General features: G+C 71.3%; 16 protein-coding genes and 1 pseudogene. 8 read left to right on the top strand and 9 right to left on the bottom strand.

The genetic code is table 11. From position 1 onward, the window contains the following. Window positions 1–31: 31 nt before the first annotated feature. The gene (locus ABZ904_RS30585; protein ID WP_361001004.1) at window positions 32–358 is read right to left on the bottom strand and encodes a plasmid stabilization protein; all 327 of its coding nucleotides are present in this window, start codon (window positions 356–358) and stop codon (window positions 32–34) included. Window positions 359–418: 60 nt separating this feature from the next. Continuing rightward, window positions 419–1,507 (bottom strand): oxidoreductase, encoded by a 1,089-nt coding sequence (locus ABZ904_RS30580; RefSeq protein WP_361826844.1) that lies wholly within the window; start codon window positions 1,505–1,507, stop codon window positions 419–421. Between the two features lie 262 nt (window positions 1,508–1,769). On the opposite strand from ABZ904_RS30580, the gene ABZ904_RS30575 reads away from it, so the two are divergent. After that, the gene (locus tag ABZ904_RS30575; protein WP_361001007.1) at window positions 1,770–2,186 is read left to right on the top strand and encodes an SsgA family sporulation/cell division regulator; all 417 of its coding nucleotides are present in this window, start codon (window positions 1,770–1,772) and stop codon (window positions 2,184–2,186) included. A 156-nt stretch (window positions 2,187–2,342) separates the two neighbouring features. On the opposite strand, the gene ABZ904_RS30570 is transcribed toward ABZ904_RS30575, so the two are convergent. Then, entirely contained in the window at window positions 2,343–3,176 is an 834-nt protein-coding gene (locus ABZ904_RS30570) for an isocitrate lyase/phosphoenolpyruvate mutase family protein (RefSeq protein ID WP_361826841.1), read from the bottom strand. Between the two features lie 71 nt (window positions 3,177–3,247). Next, entirely contained in the window at window positions 3,248–3,922 is a 675-nt protein-coding gene (locus ABZ904_RS30565) for a GPP34 family phosphoprotein (RefSeq protein ID WP_361001012.1), read from the bottom strand. 339 nt (window positions 3,923–4,261) lie between these two features. On the opposite strand from ABZ904_RS30565, the gene ABZ904_RS30560 reads away from it, so the two are divergent. The 4 genes from ABZ904_RS30560 to ABZ904_RS30545 all read left to right on the top strand — a co-directional run bounded on the left by ABZ904_RS30560 (window position 4,262) and on the right by ABZ904_RS30545 (window position 8,761). Continuing rightward, the gene (locus ABZ904_RS30560; protein ID WP_361001015.1) at window positions 4,262–5,890 is read left to right on the top strand and encodes an ABC-F family ATP-binding cassette domain-containing protein; all 1,629 of its coding nucleotides are present in this window, start codon (window positions 4,262–4,264) and stop codon (window positions 5,888–5,890) included. Window positions 5,891–6,001: 111 nt separating this feature from the next. Continuing rightward, window positions 6,002–6,778: a dimethylargininase gene (ddaH, locus tag ABZ904_RS30555; RefSeq protein ID WP_361001018.1), complete on the top strand. Its 777-nt coding sequence runs from the start codon at window positions 6,002–6,004 to the stop codon at window positions 6,776–6,778. A 227-nt stretch (window positions 6,779–7,005) separates the two neighbouring features. Then, window positions 7,006–7,980 carry an acyl-ACP desaturase gene (locus ABZ904_RS30550; protein WP_361001021.1) on the top strand — a complete coding sequence of 325 codons (975 nt, stop codon included), beginning with the start codon at window positions 7,006–7,008 and terminating at the stop codon, window positions 7,978–7,980. Between the two features lie 313 nt (window positions 7,981–8,293). After that, window positions 8,294–8,761: a hypothetical protein gene (locus ABZ904_RS30545; protein ID WP_361001024.1), complete on the top strand. Its 468-nt coding sequence runs from the start codon at window positions 8,294–8,296 to the stop codon at window positions 8,759–8,761. Window positions 8,762–9,156: 395 nt separating this feature from the next. Here the strand turns inward: ABZ904_RS30545 and ABZ904_RS30540 are convergent. Next, a pseudogene (locus ABZ904_RS30540) lies at window positions 9,157–9,393 on the bottom strand (WhiB family transcriptional regulator); the annotation flags it as partial. A gap of 259 nt (window positions 9,394–9,652) precedes the next feature. On the opposite strand from ABZ904_RS30540, the gene ABZ904_RS30535 reads away from it, so the two are divergent. After that, window positions 9,653–10,444, top strand: coding sequence for a VOC family protein (locus ABZ904_RS30535; protein ID WP_361001027.1), 792 nt, complete (start codon window positions 9,653–9,655; stop codon window positions 10,442–10,444). 131 nt (window positions 10,445–10,575) lie between these two features. On the opposite strand, the gene ABZ904_RS30530 is transcribed toward ABZ904_RS30535, so the two are convergent. From ABZ904_RS30530 to ligD, 3 genes are all read right to left on the bottom strand, one after another. Then, window positions 10,576–11,631, bottom strand: coding sequence for a LacI family DNA-binding transcriptional regulator (locus ABZ904_RS30530; RefSeq protein WP_361001030.1), 1,056 nt, complete (start codon window positions 11,629–11,631; stop codon window positions 10,576–10,578). 116 nt (window positions 11,632–11,747) lie between these two features. Next, complete coding sequence (locus ABZ904_RS30525) at window positions 11,748–12,689, bottom strand: multicopper oxidase domain-containing protein (protein ID WP_361001033.1); 942 nt, start codon at window positions 12,687–12,689, stop codon at window positions 11,748–11,750. 254 nt (window positions 12,690–12,943) lie between these two features. Continuing rightward, on the bottom strand, window positions 12,944–13,990 hold the full coding sequence (ligD, locus tag ABZ904_RS30520) for a non-homologous end-joining DNA ligase (protein WP_361001036.1): 1,047 nt from the start codon (window positions 13,988–13,990) through the stop codon (window positions 12,944–12,946). A gap of 75 nt (window positions 13,991–14,065) precedes the next feature. Here ligD and ABZ904_RS30515 point away from each other — a divergent pair, with 75 nt between their 5' ends. Both ABZ904_RS30515 and ABZ904_RS30510 read left to right on the top strand, forming a co-directional pair. After that, window positions 14,066–15,136, top strand: coding sequence for an ATP-dependent DNA ligase (locus ABZ904_RS30515; protein WP_361001039.1), 1,071 nt, complete (start codon window positions 14,066–14,068; stop codon window positions 15,134–15,136). Window positions 15,137–15,296: 160 nt separating this feature from the next. Then, complete coding sequence (locus ABZ904_RS30510; protein WP_361001042.1) at window positions 15,297–16,310, top strand: DUF3048 domain-containing protein; 1,014 nt, start codon at window positions 15,297–15,299, stop codon at window positions 16,308–16,310. Between the two features lie 129 nt (window positions 16,311–16,439). On the opposite strand, the gene ABZ904_RS30505 is transcribed toward ABZ904_RS30510, so the two are convergent. Next, a complete protein-coding gene (locus ABZ904_RS30505; protein WP_361001045.1) occupies window positions 16,440–16,772 on the bottom strand; it encodes a hypothetical protein in 333 nt (110 codons plus the stop codon). Window positions 16,773–16,818 lie beyond the last annotated feature (46 nt).

Below are 16,818 nucleotides of genomic sequence, written 5' to 3'. Positions count from 1 at the left end.
GCTGTCGAGCGTACGACCCCGCGGTCCGCCGTCACTTGCGGCCCAGAGCCCGCTGCAGCTCGCTCTTGTTCATGTCGGAACGGCCGCGGATGCCTCGCTGTTTCGCCTCCTCGTACAGCTGGTCGTACGTGGGCCCCTGCGAGCCCTGGCCCGAGCGCAGACCGCCGCGTCTGCCGGACGACATGTCCTCGGTCGACGTGCGGCTCGCGGTCCTGGACTCGCCGGAGCGGGCGCGCTCCTTGTTCACGGTCCGGGCCGCGATCTCCTTGGCGCGCTGCTCGCTCTCCCCGCGGTCGCGCGCGCTTTCCTTGATGTGCTCGTACTGGCGTTCCCGCTTGGCGCTGGAGCCGCGTGGCATGACCTCACTTCCCTTCCGGATCCGGGTCCCGCCGAGTACCCGTTCTCACCGGAATCACGGTCAGGGCTCGAGCCGGGCCACGCGTCCCTTCTCGCCGGAGGCCCAGCACCCCCGGTCCGGGGCGCAGTCCACGGTGTCGTACGACCCCGTGTCCACGGTTTTCCAGGTGCGGCCGCCGTCCGTCGTGACGTCCGTGCCGGTCGGGCCCACGGCGAGCGCGGCCGTTCGGCTGTGCGGGAGCCAGGTGACGCCGGAGCGGTAGGCGGGCGGCGGCTCGGTGGCGGGCTTCCATGTGCGGCCGCCGTCGCCGCTCACGGATGCCGCCTGTGGTGACGGCTGGTCGGCGCGGTAGTCGCCGCCGACCGCGATGCCGTGAGCGCGGTCACGGAAGGCGAGGGCGAAGACGCCGCGCGCCGGATCGCCCGCCGGGACCGGTGTCTCGGCGGCCGTCCAGGTCAGTCCGCGGTCGGCGGAGTGCAGCACACGCGCGCGTGCGCCGCCGCCCGTGGCGAGCCACACGTCGTGCTGGCCGGAGGCGACCAGACACTGGCCACTGGCCGCGAATCCGGCCTCCCCGTCCTGGGCTTCGGGCATCCCGGCAGCGGGCAGGACCGTCCAGGAACGGCCACCGTCACCGGTGGACAGGATGCGGAACTTCCCGTCGACCGGGTCGCTCATGGCGAGGCCATGACGGCGGTCGAAGAAGGTGAGGCAGTCGTAGAAGGCCCTCGTGTCAGTGTTGCGGAAGGCCTCGGTCCAGGTCGCCCCGCCGTCTTCGGTGCGCAGGATCCGGGATGCCTCGGCCTCGCCGATGGCCAGGACCACCGCGCGCCGCGCGTCGAACGCCTCGACGTCCCGGAACTCCAGGTCCGCGGCGCCCGGCGGGGAGACGTTCCGCCAGTGAGTGCCGCCGTCGGTGGTGCGCAGCACGGTGCCCTTGGATCCGGCCAGCCAGGCGGTGTCCCGGCCGACCGCGGACAGGCCGCGCAGGCGCACGTCCGTGCCGGTGTCCTTGAGTTGCCAGTGCGGCGCCGGCCGCTGCCCTCCGTGCGCCTGCGCGGGTGCCACCCCCAGTGCGGCGAGCGCCGCCGCGGCGAGTCCCACGGCCACCGTCCAACCCCAACGCCTCATGTTCCCCATGCCCGTCATGGCGCGCGAAGCTAGTCCACTCCCCCGGCGCCGTCCAGATGGCCCGCGACGGGAACCGTGCCGACGCACCGGGTGTCCTCCCGAATACCCCCGCGGAGCGCGGGACACCGCATCGAACCCCTGTGGATCACCTCACGGGCATGGACCCGGTGACAGAGGTCACTCGCATTTCATGTGCACGGATTGGCTCATTCCATCGTCTCTTCAAATGCCGTGCACCATCCGCCCGAAGTCCGTCCAGCCGTCACAAGGGAGCAAGGTGTTGTCCACCGTCATCGAGCAGCCCGTGGAGGCCCGTCTCGTCGCCGCCGCACCGCGGATGCCGAGCATTCCGGCCACGCTCCATTACGACCGGCGCGACCCGTTCGCCGTCCGGATGACGTTCCCCGCCCCGGCCACCCTGGAGGGCGTCGAGGTCTGCTGGACCTTCGCCCGCGAGCTCCTCAGCGCCGGCCTGGAGGGCCCGGAGGGCCACGGCGACGTCCGGGTGCGGCCGTACGGCTACGACCGCACCGTCCTGGAGTTCCACGCCCCGGAGGGCACCGCCGTGGTGCACATCCACTCGAGCGACGTACGGGACTTTCTGCAGCGGAGCACCGAGCTGGTGCCCGTCGGCCTGGAACACCTCCAGGTGGACCTGGACCACGACCTCGCGGAGCTGATGCGGGACGCCTGCTGAACCCGGCGCAGTCCGGCCAGGCGCGCATCCGGCCGGCGCCGGCGGTTCGGCGACCGCGTGCACCCGGCCGACGTGGCCGCGCCGCGACGTCCGTCGTATCCCCCGCACTCGCCCCTCAGGTGTCGCCGCGAACGGCCGCAGGCACACCCGGCGAATTCAACGACCCCTGCCCAGCAGTGCGTTGAGCTCCTCGTAGCCGCTCCCACCGGCCAGTTCCCCGTACGTCCCCGCGTCCAGCAGCTCCCGCGCGGCGCGGTGGACCAGTCCGTGCACGGCCTGCGCGAGTGCCGACCCGGCGCTGACCCGGGCGACGCCGAGCGCGGCCAGTTCACCGACGGCGGGTGCGCCGGGTCCGACCAGCACGTTCAGCGGACCGTCGATGCCCTCGGCGAGCGCTTTCACGATCCCCGGGTCGACGGCCCCGGGCACGAAGACGCCGTCCGCCCCGGCGGCAAGGTAGGCGGCGGCCCGCTCCAGTGTCTCCGACAGTTCCCCGGCGCCCCGCAGATAGGTGTCCACGCGGGCGTTGACGAACAGCGGCACGCCGGCCGCGTCGGCGGCCTGCCTCGCTGTGGCGATACGTTCCGCCTGCTCGGCGGCCGGCCGCAGCGGGGCGTCGCCGCCGTACAGACCGTCCTCGATGTTCACACCGACGGCGCCCGCGGCGAGCACCGCCCTGATGGTGTCGCCGACGCCCGCGGCGTCGTCCGCGTAGCCGGTCTCGATGTCGGCGCTGACGGGCACGGCCACCGTGCTTGCGATCCGCGCGATCGCCGCGAGGGCGTCGTCACGGGACAGCCGGTCGCCGTCGGCGGCGCCGAGTGCCCAGGCGAGCCCGGCGCTCGTGGTGGCGACGGCGGTCGCGCCCGCCTGTTCGACGAGCCGCGCACTGGCCGTGTCCCAGGCGTTCGCCAGGACGATCGGACGGCCGGGCACGTGGCGGGCGCGGAAGGCGAGAGCCTGCTCTCGCAGAAGGTCATGACGGTTCATGGAGCCCAGCCAACCACTGGGCGCGGCGCCGTGGCTGGCAGAGATCCGACGTGTACGCGCGGCGCAGCGCCTCAGGTGCCCACGCCCGTGGCAGCGGCTGCCGTCACCGCCACGATCATCGCCGAGCGCACCTCCCGGACGATCTGCCGCAGCGCGGGCGCCGCGGCCCCGCTGCGCTCGGTCAGCGCCTCGATGCGCTCCCTGCGGCGCTTCTGGTCCTCGGGGGTCACCACCGTGCGCAGTCCGGCCGCGGCGGCCAGGGCCGCGAGGGCCGCGTCCCGGTCGGACACCTCCGCGACGGGCACCGGGCCCGCGATCACCTGCCGCACCTCCTGCTGCAACGCCTCCGCCACCTGCACCCCTTCCAGGGCGTACTCCACGGACGGGAAGAGGCCGAGCACCCTCTTCTTGCCGGCGCGCAGCAGGCCGTCGGCGGCGAGCTGGGCGCGCACCGCGTCGAGGGTGACCCTGGCGTACTGGGTCACCCAGGTCTTCCACGGGCGGGGCATGGACTCCTCGACGAGTTCGAGGAGGCCGTCGAGGGCGAGGTCGCCGGTGCGGGCGTCGAGGTCGGCGGGCGTCGCGATGCCCTCCACGTCGACCAGCAGTTCCCGCTGGGCCAACTCGGTGAGGGCACCCGCCCGCACCAGGTGCGCGAGCCGGGCCGCGCCGGTGAGCCTGAGCTTGGTGGTGTCCCAGGCCAGCAGGTACAGCCGGGCGGGCAGCGAGGTGGAGCCGTCGGGCACGGGGCCTCCTTGCGCACGGTGCGGCGGACGCGGCCGGTCCGGTCACGGGCCGCACGGCGGTCGCGGACCCGGGGGTGGTCCGTTATTCCGTTGACACCTCAGGTACCCGTTCCTACGGTGTTCAGCGGTCCTGTTGCCGCCGATTGGAGAAGGACGTTGCTCGTCTGAGGTCCTGAGACACCGCTCACTGGACGCTTTTCCGCGTCCGTGTGTCGCGTGCGACCTCGGCATTCGAGCCGTCCGTCCTGCGGAGCAGGGCCCTGCCTGTTCGTGGCCCCTCGCCCTCGCGGTGTCTCTCACGCGTTGCCCCCATCCCTTCCGAGCGACCGCGAGGCCCTTATGTCACACATCCCTTTCCTCTCCTGTACGTCCCTGTCCTTCTCCTGGCCCGACGGAACCGCCGTCTTCGAGGAGCTCCACACCGCGTTCGGGGCCGGCCGGACCGGGCTCGTCGGGGTCAACGGGTCGGGGAAGTCCACCCTGCTCAAGCTGATCGCCGGTGAGCTGGCGCCCTCCTCGGGGACCGTGCACGTCACCGGCGAGGTCGGCCACCTCCCGCAGAACGTCACGCTGGACACCTCCCTGCGTGTGGACGAGGCGCTCGGCATCGCCTCGACCCGCGCCGCGCTGCACGCCATCGAGGCGGGCGACGCCGCCGAGGAGCACTTCGCCGCCGTCGGCGACGACTGGGACGTGGAGGAGCGCGCCGAGGCGATGCTCGGCGAACTCGGACTCGGCCACATCGGTCTCGACCGCACCATCGGCGAGGTCTCCGGCGGCGAGTCCGTTCTGCTGCGGCTGGCAGCCCTGCTGCTGCGCCGCCCGGACGTGCTGCTGCTGGACGAGCCCACCAACAACCTGGACCTCTACGCGCGCCGCAGGCTGTACGCCGCCGTCGAGGCCTGGTCGGGGGTCATGGTCGTGGTCAGCCACGACCGGGAACTGCTCGAACTGGTTGACCAGATCGCCGATCTGCGTTCCGGGGAGGTGACCTGGTTCGGCGGCAACCTCTCCGCGTACGAGGAGGCGCTGGCCGTCGAGCAGGAGGCGGCGGAGCGCATGGTGCGCGTCGCCGAGGCGGACTTCCGCAAGCAGAAGCGCGAACTGGCCGACGCCCGGACCAAGCTGGCCCGGCGCAGGAAGTACGGCCAGAAGATGTGGGACCAGAAACGCGAACCGAAGATCGTGATGGGGGCGCGCAAGCGGGCCGCTCAGGAGTCCGCGGGCAAGCACCGCATCCTGCACGAGGAGCGGCTCGCCGAGGCCCGGGAGCGGCTGGACGAGGCGGCCCTGGCGGTACGGGACGACGACGAGATCCGCATCGACCTGCCGCACACGGCGGTGCCCTACGGACGATCCGTGCTGACGCTCCGGGAGCTCGAGCTGACGTACGGGGCGCGTGTGGAGGGTGCCTTCGAGCTGCACGGCCCCGAGCGGATCGCGCTGATCGGGCGCAACGGCGCGGGCAAGTCGACCCTGCTGCGCACCATCGCGGGCGAACTGGAACCGGTCGGCGGGGAGGCGACGGCGCATGTGCCGCTGCGTTTCCTGCCGCAACGGCTGGACGTCCTCGACGACGGTCTGACGGTCGTGGAGAACGTGGCCCGGTTCGCGCCGGACGCCACCGGCAACCGGATCCGGGCGCGCCTGGCCCGCTTCCTGTTCCGGGGGGCACGGGCCGACCAGCCGGCCGGGACCCTGTCGGGCGGCGAGCGGTTCCGCGCCGCGCTGGCCGCGCTGATGCTCGCCGAACCGGCGCCGCAGCTGCTGATGCTCGACGAGCCCACGAACAACCTCGACATGGCGAGCGTCCGGCAGCTGACCACGGCCCTGGAGTCGTACGAGGGGGCGCTGATCGTGGCGAGCCACGACGTGCCGTTCCTGGAGTCGATCGGGATCACACGCTGGCTGCTGCTGGACGGGGTTCTCACGGAGACCGAGCCGGAGGCCCTCACAGATCCCGCCTGACGCCCGCGGACGCGAAGGGCGGTCGCACCGCAGTCGGCCCCCGGGGCTTTGTCCCCGGGGGCCGGGCCTGCATGATGGCGGGCGAAACCATCAGCCGAGACGGAGTTGCACGTGCCCAGCAAGAAGGCCCTCATCCGCCGACCGAGCCAGCGCCTCTCCGAGGGGCTGGTGACGCATATCGAGCGGGAGAAGGTGGACGTCGACCTCGCGCTCGAGCAATGGGAGGCGTACGCGGAGGCATTGCGTACACACGGCTGGGAGACGATCGAGGTGGACCCGGCCGACGACTGCCCGGACTCGGTGTTCGTCGAGGACGCGGTGGTGATGTACAAGAACGTCGCGCTGATCGCCCGGCCGGGCGCGGAATCCCGGCGCGAGGAGACCGCGGGCGTCGAGGAGGCCGTGGCCCGGCTGGGCTGTTCGGTGAACTGGATCTGGGAGCCGGGCACCCTCGACGGCGGCGACGTCCTCAAGGTCGGCGACACGATCTATGTGGGCCGCAGCGGGCGCACCAACGCGGCCGCGATCCAGCAGCTGCGCGCCGTCTTCGAACCGTTGGGCGCCCGCGTGGTCGCGGTGCCCGTCACACGGGTGCTGCATCTGAAGTCGGCGGTCACCGCGCTGCCCGACGGCACCGTCATCGGCCATGTGCCGCTGGTGGACAAGCCGGCGCTGTTCCCCGGTTTCCTGCCGGTCCCGGAGCAGTCCGGCGCGCACGTCGTGCTGCTCGGCGGCGGCAAGCTGCTCATGGCGGCAAGCGCCCCCAAGACGGCCGAACTGCTCACCGACCTCGGCCATGAACCGGTGCTCGTGGACATCGGCGAGTTCGAGAAGCTCGAGGGCTGTGTGACATGCCTCTCCGTGCGTATGCGGGAGTTGTACGTCTGACGGGATGACACCTCACCCCCGCCGTGTGGACCCCTCCGGTCCACAGGGACTTGGGCATGCCCGGGACCAGCCATGGCGCCTGCCCGTCGTTCCGCGCCGGGCAGCGGCTGAGCAGTGCCTTTACAGCGCACTTAACCTACGGGTTCGTAACCTACGGCTACGTAGCCTACGATCCCGTAAGTTCCGGCAGTCCTCGCCGGTTTGCTCAGCGTCCCCCTGGAGTTCCTGTGACGATCACCTCTCCCCACCTCGGCAGCCCCTCCGTCTGGACCGACGCCCGGCTGCTGTACGCGCTGGAGGAAGTGGTCGAAAACGAACTGAACCGGCATCTCAAGGCCGCCAAGGACTGGATGCCGCACGAGTACGTGCCCTGGACCGAGGGACGCAACTTCCCCGGCTTCTTCGAGGACGGGGTGACCTGGGACAAGGAGCAGTCGAAGGTCACCGAGATCGGCCGTATCGCGCTGGTGGTGAACCTCCTTACGGAGGACAACCTCCCGAGCTACCACCACGAGATCGCCACGCTCTTCGGCCGCGACGGCGCCTGGGGCACCTGGGTGCACCGCTGGACCGCCGAGGAGGGCCGGCACGGCATCGTGATGCGCGACTACCTGCTCGCCTCGCGCGCGGTCGACCCGGACAAACTGGAACAGTTCCGTATGGCCCACATGAGCGAGGGCTTCGAGTCGGACAACGGGCACTCGATGCTGCACTCCGTCGCGTACGTCGCCTTCCAGGAGCTGGCCACCCGCATCTCGCACCGCAACACCGGCCACCAGTCGGGAGACCCGGTCTGCGACCGGATGCTGGCCCGTATCGCGACCGACGAGAACCTGCACATGGTCTTCTACCGGAATCTGCTGAAGGCCGCGTTCGAGATGGCACCCGACCCGACCATGCAGGCGGTCCGGGACGTCGTGGTGAACTTCCGTATGCCCGGCCACGGGATTCCGGGTTTCGAGCGCGCCGCCGCGCAGATGGCGATCGGCGAGGTCTACAACCTGCGCATCCACCACGACGACGTGCTCCAGCCGGTGCTGCGCTTCCTGAAGGTCATGGAGATCGACGGCCTCGGCCCCGAGGGCCGCAGGACCCAGGAGGAGCTGGGCCTGTTCATGGGCGGGCTGAACGCCGAGGCCACGAAGTTCGACGAGAGGCTCGCCGCCCGCAAGGCCCGGCAGGCGGCACGCAAGGAGGCGTAGCCCGCGGCCCGGCCGCGAACGGCACGGCGGGGAACGCCGCTTGAGCGACGTCTCGGTGGGGCGGGGATCGGGGCGCAGGTACGCATGGTCGGTCCACCGGAGCGCGGTCGGCCATCCGGCGGTTGACGGCCGGATGGCTGACGCCGCAACAGGGCAGAACGTTTCCGCAGTAATCGCCACGTCGCGCCACCCTTTCGGCGGGGTAGAAATATCTACCACCATGAATATGCCGGGTTGGCGTTCCCCGCGGGCGCCCGCACGGCACAGTCCCTGTCGTACGCCTGGTCGCCGGGTGGCGCCCTTGGAGCGGGTCATGATGAATGCGATGTGGATGCAGGGCGTGGAGTGGCTGGCTGCCGCCGCGTCGGACCCTGAGGCGTGCAAGCGGGAGTGGGAGCTCGGGGACGGCACTGTGCTGCTGGAGGCCGGACGCCGCTGGGACGTGGTGAGCGTCCCCCGGCAACTCGGCCTGCTGACCCTGGACATCCTGTGGTACGACCCGGTGCGGACGCCCGGACCTACGCTGGTGGACTCGGCCGCGCACCGGCTGGGTTTCTTCGTGCCGCCGGATCCGGCGGGCCACTGGGTGGGGACCGGGATCCGCCATGTGAGCAAGGGGTCCTGGGTCGCCGTGCCTCCCCCGTACCGGCCGGCGGGCTCGGTGGAGTGGATCGTCCCGCCCGACGGAAGCGGGATGCTGCACCCGCCGCTCGCACTGGAGGTCGCGCTGCGCCGAGCCCAGGAGACGCTGGCCGTACTGGCACCCGTCAGCGCGGACTAGGCGGCGCCGGGCCGCCGGCCCGGCCTCCGGTCGGCCACCGCAACAATCCAGCCGCGCGCACGCAGCGTCGCGCTCCTACGCGGCCTCGTAGGAGCCTGCCCAGACCTGCCCTAGGCCGCCTCGTAGTGGTGCGCGTCCGCGCCTCGCCATTTCACCCACGCCGGGTCGTCGAGCACGTCCTCGTCATCGGGCAGGCCCGCCCGCCCGAGGAACTCGATCAGATCTTCGTCGGAGAACGCGATCCCCAGACTCTCCCCGCGCGTGGTCACCCGGCGACCGCCGGTGCCCGACGGCGGGTGAACGGTGACAGGAGCCCGTCCGGACATGTCTCCAGCATCGTCCTGTGCGCCCCATGGCGCATCCGGACGGGCCGTTCCGTCTCTTCCGTGCTCGTCCGAGCGCCGTAGCTGCATCCGCTCCTTCTCGGACAGCCCGCCCCAGACGCCGAACCGCTCGTCGTGGGCGAGCGCGTATTCGAGGCATGTGGAGCGGATCTCGCACAACCCGCAGATCCGCTTCGCCTCGCGCACCGAGCTGCCCGGCTCGGGAAAGAAGAAATCGGCCCCCGTCTGCGCACACAGCGCCTGGTCCTGCCAGGCGATGTCGGTCGCAGTGATTGCTTCGATGTGCATGACCTGAGCGTGTCGCGCGGCGACAAACGTTCGATCAACGCGGGATCAACGGCCCCTCCGGGTGCCCCGCCGTACAGCGCTCGATGATGTCGCCGCGGCGGGGGCGGCGCACGGCGGCGCGCGGAGAAACATGCGGGAAAGGCACCACCATAGCGGTCGCCACCCGCGCCCGGGCGCGTCCCGTCACTCCCGCAGCGAGTGTCGGTGGGCGGTGCAAGACTCGGCAGTGCAGACAACGGGAACCCTTGAAGGGGGAGTCATGCTCACCACCCGTTTCGTCAACGGCGCCCCGAACTGGCTGGATGTCGGCACCCCCGACATCGACGGAGCCATCTCCTTCTACGGCGGTCTCTTCGGCTGGCAGTTCCAGTCGGCGGGGCCGGACGCCGGGGGCTACGGCTTCTTCCAGCTCGCCGGCAGGACCGCCGCCGGCGGTATGCAGACCACGCCCGAGCAGGGCCCGCCGTCCTGGTCCGTCTACTTCCAGAGCCCCGACGCGGAGGCCACCGCGAAGGCGGCCGAGCAGGCGGGCGGCAGTGTGCTCGTCCGGCCCATGGACGTCATGGGCCAGGGCCATATGGCCATCCTCGCCGACACGGCCGGCGCGCCCTTCGGCATCTGGCAGCCGGGCCTGACCAAGGGCATCGACGTGGCCGGCGATCCGGGCTCGCTGTGCTGGGCCGAGCTGTACACCCCGGACGTCGCCCGCGCCGCCGCGTTCTACAACCAGGTGCTCGGCTGGGAGGTCGAGGGCGTGCCCTTCCCCGGCGGCACGTACACATGCATCAGCCCCGAGGGCGGCGGCCCGGACGCCATGTTCGGCGGGCTGGTCTCGACCGCCGACGATCCCGCGGAGGCGAAGTCGGGCCCGCACTGGCTGGCGTACTTCGAGGTGACGGACACGGACGCCTCGGTGAGCAGCGCTCAGGAGCTCGGCGGCACCGTCCGGATGCCCGCCACAGACGTGGCGGGTGTGGGCCGCATCGCGCGACTCGCCGATCCGTACGGGGCACGCTTCGCGCTCATCAAGAGTGCACCGCAGCAGTCCTAGCGGGGCCGGCGCCGTAAGGGCGGCGCGAGGCGCGCGGAGCCGGGCATCCGATCCTCGCCCTTGGTGCCGCCCGCGGCGCCGGACCGGCCAGCTGACGGTCCGGCGCTTTCGCACCGTCAGCCCTCCCGCGGCTACGCGGAGACCCGCCGCACCAAGGTCGTCGGCAGCACCACGCTGGACAACACACCGCTCATACCGGACCCGCCGTCCGCGTCGGGCGTGGCGCCCCGCCGGTCGAGGGAGCGCACCAGCAGCCGGGCCATCAGACGGCCCATCTCCTCGATGTCCTGACGGATCGTCGTCAGCGGCGGGTCGGTCTGCTCGGCGACCGGCAGCATGTCGTCGAAGCCGATGACGGCGACATCCTCCGGCACCCGGCGTCCCTGCGCACGCAGCACCCGCAGGGCGCCGGAGGCGGAAAGGTCGTTGGCGGCGAAGAGCGCGTCCAGATCGGGGCACCGCTCCAGCAGCTCCCGCATCGCGCGTTCGCCGCCGGCCGGGGTGAAGTCTCCTTCGGCGACGATCCCCGGATCGGCATCGACCATGACGTCCCGGAACCCGTCGAGCCGGTCGACGGCGGAGGTCTGGTCCAGGGCGCCGGTGATGTGCGCGATGCGGCGGCGGCCGAGCCCCACGAGGTGGCGTACGGCCTCACGGGCCCCGCCGCGGTTGTCGCTGTCCACATAGACCGTGCTCCGGGTGCCCTCGCGCCAGCCGGGCCGCCCGCCGAACACCGTCGGCACCCCGGCCCGCTGGACCAGTTCCGGCAGCGGATCGTCGAGGTGCAGGGAGAAGACGAGGGCGCCGTCGACATGCCCGCCTGCGAGGTAGCGGCCGACCCGGGCGTGGTCGGCGCGGCCCTCCGTCAGGAGCAGCACGAGCTGGGAGTCATGGGCCGTCAACTCCTTGCTGATGCCGCGCAGTTGCAGGGCGAAGAAGGGGTCGGCGAAGACCCGGGTCTCCGGCTCGGCGATCACCACGGCGACGGCGTCGTGCCGCCTGGTCACCAGGCTGCGCGCGGCCTGGTTGGGCACATACCCGAGTTCCTCGACGGCACGGCGCACCCGCTCGATGAGAGGCTCGCGTACTCCGTCGCCACCGTTGACGACCCTGGACGCGGTGGCCCGCGAGACCCCGGCCCGGGCAGCGACGGCCTCCAGCGTGGGACGCGGAGCGCTCTCGGTCACTTCGGGACTCCTCCTCGGCGGGTGCCGATCAGGATAGCCCGGGCAGTCCAGGGGGCTGAGAGCGCTCACCGGCCGAGAGGGAGCCGCCCACGCGGCGGTGCTCGAGGCGCCGGCGACTAGTGCTGGTGCGGTTCGTACCTGGGGACACTCCCGTCCGGTTCCCGCACGATGAACAACCCGGCCATGCCGTGGTCGGCGTGCCGCTGTACATGGCAGTGGTACATCCATGCGCCCGGTCCGCTGCCCTCGCCCGCGATCACCTGGAAGCCGAAGGAGTCCCCAGGTCCCACGATCCGGTTGTCGATGATCTGACTCGGATCGTCGGGTCCGGTGAGGAGGCCCGTACGGTTGTGCGCCCAGCGGTGACCGTGCAGATGGAACGTGTGGTAGAGGTCGCCATGCGTGATCATCACGAACTCCACGCGCTCCCCGACGGTCGCCAACAGGTCGGGGCCGGCATGCTCCATCTGATTGATCATCATTTCGTTGAAGACGATGGTGTGGATCCTGTCGGGGAGGAGATCACCCTCGCGACGTACGATCACCGGTCCGTACAGGCCCTTGCGAATGCCCAGCGTGCCGTGGTCCGTGCCGACCACGTGGTCGTGGTAGTGCCAGTAACCGGCGCTGCCCTCCCGCCAGGTGCCGTCCTCGCGACGGCCGGGGCGGTGGGTGCGCCAGGTGTAGGTGCGCTTGCCACCCGGCTTCACACTGCTCCTGGTGGTCTTCGTGCCGTCCTCGAAGATGTCGTAGTCCAGACCGTGCACATGCAGGCTCGCCTCGACGTCCATCGTGTTCTCGAACTCGATGTGCAGCGTGTCGCCCTCGTTGATCTCGATCAGCGGCCCCGGGACGGTCGCACGGCCCCTCGTCAGGCCGTAGCCCATCCCGCCGCCCTTGAGCTTCTCGGCGAACATCTTGATGTACCGGACGTCACCGCCGTCGCGCGCGGTCTTCGCCCGCTTGACGGTACCGACGGCCTCGGGGCCCAGCGAGAACGTCGTCGCCACGGTCGCACTGCCCAGCAGCATCCGCCGATTGAAGCTGCGTCTGTCCATACCGGGGTTCCCCTCCTGCACGGAATTCACGGAGACGAGCCGCCAGGACGAACAGGAAGGACAGTAGCGGCACCCGGTGATTTTATGCATATGAAGGATAAATCATCGGTATCTCAGTCATATCGGCGCGTTAAGGGCTCCGCTGTCCGGTGATCCGCCGTCAGCAGGGAGCGGCATGGCGTGCGGTGTCCCGGCGACGCCGCGTCAGGGGCCGATGGCGTCCGCCGGGTCGGGGATGGGTGGCGTCCAGTGGGTCAGAGGGCGGGGGGTGTCTCGGGACTGCCCTGTGTGCCTTCTTTGCGGGCCCGGCTGGGCTGCACCCGCTTGGGCTCGCCCGGCATCTTCGGGTACTCGGGCGGATAGGGCAGGTCCCCGAGGCCGTGGTCGTGCTCGTCGCGGCGGGCCAGTTCGAGGAGCGCCTCGAGGGAGAAGGCGTGGTCGTCCATGTCCGCGTGGACGTCACCCAGTTCGGCGAACCGGCCGGGCATGGTGGCCAGGTCGAAGTCGTTCGGCGCCACGTCGTCGACCTCGTCCCAGCGCAGCGGCGCGGACACCGGGGCGTTCGGCCTGGGGCGGACGGAGTAGGCGGAGGCGATGGTGCGGTCGCGCGCCGTCTGGTTGTAGTCGACGAAGATCTTCTCGCCGCGCTCCTCCTTCCACCACGCGATGGTCACGTGCTCGGGCATCCGCCGCTCCAGTTCGCGTCCGACGGCGATCGCGGCCCGGCGCACCTGGGTGAAGGTCCAGTGCGGCTGAAGGGGCACGAAGACGTGCAGCCCCCGGCCGCCGGAGGTCTTGGGCCAGCCCCGCAGTCCGCCGAACTCGTCGAGCACGGCGCGCAGTTCGTGTGCGGCGCGTACCGCGTCGCCGAAGTCGGTGCCGGGCTGCGGGTCGAGGTCGATGCGGAGTTCGTCCGGGTGGTCGACGTCGCCCTGGCGCACCGGCCACGGATGGAACGTCAGTGTCCCGAACTGCGCGGCCCAGACGACGGCGGCGACCTCGGTGGGGCACATCTCGTCGGCGCTGCGGCCACTCGGGAAGGTGATGTGGGCGGTGGGGATCCAGGCGGGCATGTGTTTGGGCGCCCGCTTCTGGAAGAAGGACTCGCCCGTCACGCCGTCCGGATAGCGCTCCAGGGTGGTGGGCCGATTGCGCAGGGCGCGCAGGATGCCGGGCCCCACGGCCATGTAGTACTGCGCGAGGTCTAGCTTGGTGAAGCCGCGCTCCGGAAAGAAGACCTTGTCCGGACTGGACAGCCGAACCGCCCTGCCCCCCACGTCGAGCTCCACCGCATCACCCATGGGAGCCACGGTAGGCGCAGCGACCCCGCCCTGCACACTGGGCGAACCGCACCATGTGGCAGCAGAATCGGAGGCATGGATCTGCCGGTGATGCCACCTGTGAAACCGATGCTCGCCAAGTCCGTGGCGACGATCCCCCCGAACATGCAGTACGAGGCGAAGTGGGACGGGTTCCGGGCGATCGTGTTCCGCGACGGCCCCGAGGTCGAGCTCGGCAGCCGTACCGGAAAGCCCTTGACCAGGTACTTCCCCGAACTGGTAGAGGCGCTGCGGGAGCGCCTGCCCGAGCGCTGTGTGATGGACGGCGAGATCGTGATCGCACGCGAGGGGCACCTCGACTTCGACGCGCTGACCGAGCGGATCCATCCGGCCGACTCCCGGGTGCGGATGCTCGCGGAGAAGACCCCGGCCTCCTTCGTGGCGTTCGATCTGCTGGCGCTGGACGACTCCTCGTTGCTCGGCGTGCCGCTGAGCGACCGGCGCCCCCTGCTGGAGCGGGCGCTGTCCGGGGTGACGCCGCCCGTGCACCTCGCGCCGGCGACGACGGACCGCGCGGTGGCGGAGCAGTGGTTCCAGCAGTACGAGGGCGCGGGCCTGGACGGAGTGATCGCAAAGCCGCTCACCCTGCCCTACCGGCCGGACGAACGTGTGATGTTCAAGGTCAAGCACGAGCGCACGGCCGACGTGGTGGTCGCGGGCTACCGCTTCCACAAGAGCGGCCCTGTCGTCGGTTCGCTGCTGCTCGGCCTCCACGACGACCAGGGCACCCTCCAGCATGTGGGGGTGTCCGCCGCGTTTCCCATGAAGCGGCGCGCGGAGCTGGTGCAGGAGCTGGAGTCGTTGCGGATGGACGATGTCTCGGGGCATCCGTGGGCGGCCTGGTCGGACGAGGTGGCGCACGAGACGGCCCGGCTGCCGGGCGCCCCCAGCCGCTGGTCGGGCAAGAAGGACCTGTCCTGGGTGCCGCTGCGGCCCGAGCGGGTGGCGGAGGTGGCGTACGACCACATGGAGAACGGCGTGCGCTTCCGGCACACCGCGCGATTCCGCCGCTGGCGCCCCGACCGCACTCCCGAGAGCTGTACGTACACGCAGTTGGAGGAACCGGTGCGCTACGACCTCGCGGAAATCCTCGGCACCCCTCGCTGACGCTCTCCGCCCGGCCGTTCCTCGTCCGGGCGGTCATCCACGCCACAGTTCTTCGTTGTCCTCTCGCCGTTCCGTCCCCGAGGCGTACGCTGCACGCGCCCCTTCGCACGATCGGTGCAGAACGGGTATGAGCACTATTGAACTTATAAACGCATAATCGATGCACAGGCTTTCGTGGGCGGTGGGCATGCGGCGGACAGCGCGGACACGGCACGGCGTGGCGGCGGTACTGCTGACGGTCGCCATGACGGGCTCCCTCCTGACGGCGTGCGATTCGGGCGGCGGCAAGGGCGGAAGCGCCGAGAGCGAGCCCCCGCAGGGGCAGCACCAGCAGGGCGGCGGCCGGACCCCCGCGGGACCTGAGGGCCCGGTGCTCGCCGTGAAGATCGACAATGTGTCCGCGGCCCGGCCGCAGACGGGCCTGGACCAGGCGGATCTCGTCTACGCGGAGCAGGTCGAGGGCGGTCTCAGCCGGCTGATGGCGGTGTTCGCGACCAAGCTGCCGGCGGTGGTCGGCCCGGTGCGCAGCGCACGCGAGTCGGACCTGGAACTGCTGGGGCAGTTCCACGACCCGACGCTCGCGTTCTCCGGTGCGCAGCACAAGCTCCTTCCCCTCATCGACAAGGCCCCGCTGAACCCCGAGCCGCCCGACAAGAACTCGAGTGCCTACTTCCGGGACAACGGCAAGGCGGCACCGCACAACCTCTATCTGCGGCCGCAGAAGCTGATGGGGACCGCACCGGGCGCCGCCGCTCTGACGACCGGGTTCCACTTCGGTGCCGCACCGTCCGGCGGAACTCCGGTGACCGGCCGCACGGTCCGCTTCCCCTCCGCCCGCTTCACGTTCACCTGGTCCGAGCAGCTGCACCGCTGGCTGGTGGCGATGGACGGGACGCCGACGGTCACGACGGACGGCAAGCGGGTGGCTCCGGCGACGGTGGTGGTGCAGTACGTGCGGGTGCGTGAATCCCAGTTCCACGACGTGCTCGGCAACTACTCGCCGTACTCGGAGACCGTGGGCTCGGGGAAGGCCCAAGTGCTGCGCGACGGGCGGGTGTTCGACGCCGACTGGAAGCGGCCGTCCGCGCCGGAGGGCACCCGGTTCACGACGGCGGACGGCAAGCCGGTGAACTTCGCGCAGGGCCAGGTCTGGGTGGTGCTCGCGGCGGAGTGAGCCGATGTCCGGACGACCGGACCGGGCCGGCCGGGACCGCACCGTCGAGTCATGGCGACCGGGCCCCGCACGGCCGGACCACGGCGACCCGCCAGTGACCCTCGTCCACCACCGCCGAACCGAGCGGTCCTACGCCCGGCGCCCCACGCGGCGTTCGAGCGCCGTGCCCGCGTCGGCGCGGGCGGCGGCGAGCCCCTCGCGGGCCTCCTCGGCAGAGTCGAATCCCAGGGCGGCCGCGATCGCCTCCCAGGCGACGCCGCCCCCGAGCAACGCCTCCACGGCCGCACCGACGGCGACCACCGTCTCCCGGCGGGCCCGGTCGAGTTCGGCGAGCGTACGCAGCAGGTCCGGTGCCGTCGCGGCGTCCGCGAGCCCGCCCTGCGCCGCGTGCCGTGCCTGGTCGGCCGTGACCCACCAGTCCGCTGCGGTGTGCGGGGAACGGGTGACGACGGTGCGGTCCACGGTGGTGCCGCCTTCCTTCCGGGGTACGCATACAGCGCCTGCCGAG

The sequence above is a fragment of the Streptomyces sp. NPDC046900 genome (assembly GCF_040644975.1).
GTDB lineage: Bacteria > Actinomycetota > Actinomycetes > Streptomycetales > Streptomycetaceae > Streptomyces.
This window is presented reverse-complemented; position numbering and strand designations above follow the sequence as displayed.

Excerpts from the sequence above, each read along its gene's own strand:
- ABZ904_RS30525 (WP_361001033.1), bottom strand. The coding sequence starts at position 12,689 with ATGGACAGACGCAGCTTCAATCGGCGGATGCTGCTGGGCAGTGCGACC.
- ABZ904_RS30570 (WP_361826841.1), bottom strand. The coding sequence starts at position 3,176 with ATGAACCGTCATGACCTTCTGCGAGAGCAGGCTCTCGCCTTCCGCGCC.
- ABZ904_RS30580 (WP_361826844.1), bottom strand. The coding sequence starts at position 1,507 with ATGACGGGCATGGGGAACATGAGGCGTTGGGGTTGGACGGTGGCCGTG.
- ABZ904_RS30545 (WP_361001024.1), top strand. The coding sequence starts at position 8,294 with ATGATGAATGCGATGTGGATGCAGGGCGTGGAGTGGCTGGCTGCCGCC.
- ABZ904_RS30535 (WP_361001027.1), top strand. The coding sequence starts at position 9,653 with ATGCTCACCACCCGTTTCGTCAACGGCGCCCCGAACTGGCTGGATGTC.
- ABZ904_RS30515 (WP_361001039.1), top strand. The coding sequence starts at position 14,066 with ATGGATCTGCCGGTGATGCCACCTGTGAAACCGATGCTCGCCAAGTCC.
- ABZ904_RS30510 (WP_361001042.1), top strand. The coding sequence starts at position 15,297 with ATGCACAGGCTTTCGTGGGCGGTGGGCATGCGGCGGACAGCGCGGACA.
- ligD (WP_361001036.1), bottom strand. The coding sequence starts at position 13,990 with ATGGGTGATGCGGTGGAGCTCGACGTGGGGGGCAGGGCGGTTCGGCTG.
- ABZ904_RS30585 (WP_361001004.1), bottom strand. The coding sequence starts at position 358 with ATGCCACGCGGCTCCAGCGCCAAGCGGGAACGCCAGTACGAGCACATC.
- ABZ904_RS30560 (WP_361001015.1), top strand. The coding sequence starts at position 4,262 with ATGTCACACATCCCTTTCCTCTCCTGTACGTCCCTGTCCTTCTCCTGG.